Origin of the sequence: Novosphingobium rosa NBRC 15208 (assembly GCF_001598555.1) — a bacterium.
In the GTDB taxonomy this organism is placed as follows: Bacteria; Pseudomonadota; Alphaproteobacteria; order Sphingomonadales; family Sphingomonadaceae; genus Novosphingobium; species Novosphingobium rosa.
In genome coordinates this window covers 1-1,619 of sequence record NZ_BCZE01000166.1, presented here as the reverse complement: position 1 = coordinate 1,619, position 1,619 = coordinate 1, and the positions used below count along the sequence as shown (strand labels likewise).

The 1,619-nt window shown below is 67.8% G+C and carries 2 protein-coding genes; both read right to left on the bottom strand.

Going from position 1 to position 1,619, the window contains the following annotated elements; all coding sequences use genetic code 11:
- A partial coding sequence (locus tag SR3_RS30215; protein WP_407668232.1) for a WD40/YVTN/BNR-like repeat-containing protein occupies positions 1–1,204 on the bottom strand: 1,204 nt, incomplete at its 3' end.
- Positions 1,205–1,255: 51 nt separating this feature from the next.
- Positions 1,256–1,619 (bottom strand): WecB/TagA/CpsF family glycosyltransferase (locus tag SR3_RS30210; protein WP_157099224.1); only part of this gene is annotated, 364 nt, incomplete at its 5' end.

The window sequence follows — 1,619 nt, the reverse complement described above, 5'->3', positions numbered from 1 at the left end:
CTTTGGGATCGAACTGCACATCGCCGGTCGAGAAATAGGCCGAGTCAGACACTTTCAGCCATGGCGGATCACCCGCGCCAACCGAGGCGGCATGCGAGACATGGCTCCAGCTCTTGCCGCCATCGGTGGACTGGAAACCTTGCCCGCTCTGATCGAAGATCACCAACTGATCGGCGCGCGGATTGGCGGCCGCCGCTGCCCAGAGCAGAGGCGACAGGCCGCCCGCTTCCTGAGTGAGATTGTGCCAGCGCCCCTCGCGGTAGAGCCAGACGCCCTTGCCCACATCGTCCACGCCCAGAAAGGCGCCATGGCGGTCGAAGACCCCGCGCCGCAGGGTCATCGGCTGGGCACCGGCCGAGGGCAGCGCATGAAAACTGGCGCCATTGTCCTCCGACACCAGCACGCCGTGGCCAGAGGCCATCGCGAAAATCCGCCCGGAAGGCTTGCCGCCCTCAGCCGTTTCGAACCAGATCTGCGTGCCGGGAGCCTGAATACCCGGCGCCGCACTGTCGCGATCCACGCTGGCAGGCACCGAGGGGACACGTTGCCAGCTGCCGCCAGCATTGGTGCTGCGCCACAACCCGCCCGACGTGCCCAAAAACACCAGATCGGCATTGGTGGGCGAGAGTTTCAGGAACGGCCCGTTGGTGCGGAAGGGGCTGTTGGCGCCCCACACTTCGGGGAAGCTGGCGGTGCTGGCCACCCAATGCGCGCCGGAATCGTCGCTGCGATAGACATGGCCCCGCGCCGCCATGAAGATGCGCGCAGGGTTCGAGGGGGCCACCGCGATCTCATAGACGCCCGAGGCCTGCGTGCCCTGCACCCGGTCGCCCTCCGGCATGGTCTGGGCCGTCATCAGCTGGACCCAGCGGTTGCTCTGCGGCGACCAGATGTAAGCGCCATAGAGGCTGGTGCGGGCCACCATCGTGTTGCCCGCCGCATCGAAGGACAGGCCAGTGATGAAGCCGCCGCCGCCAATCGCGACATGGCTCCACTGATAGGCCTCATTTGCCACCGGGGCGCCAGCAGCGGAGAGCGCCGGCGGCGGCGCGTGACGCGCCTGGATCTGCGAGGAATGGAGGAGCGTCCCGGCCGCGCCCGCCGCGCCCAGACCGATCACGCCCAGCACCAGCCACGGCCAGCGCCGGCGGCGGCGCTGAACGAACTGATCGTAGCTAATCTCACGGCGGGTGCGTGTCGTCATCGGAGTCCTGATGGTCTGGTGGTGTTCAGTGGGATGGCCGGCATGACCCGGTCAGTCATGCGTCTTGGTGGCGAGGTGGTAAGCCGCGCGCGGATTGGTCACGAGATAGCGCACGCCAAGACGGAGCGGCTCACGCGCGGCGCGATAGAGCCATTCCAGCCCGGTCGCCTGCATCCAGTCCGGCGCGCGCGAGACGCCGCCGCCGTAATGGTCGAACAGGCCCCCGCAGGTGCGGATCCAGGCGACACCCGCCAGATGCTCCCGCGCCTTGACCGCGAAATGCTCCTGCAATGGCGTGCCCATGCCGACCCACAGCACATCAGCGCCCGAGCGGCGCACCGCCGCGCAGATGGCGGGAATGTCGGCGTCGGAGAAATAGCCATGGCGCACGCCCACGATCTGCAGATCGGGATAG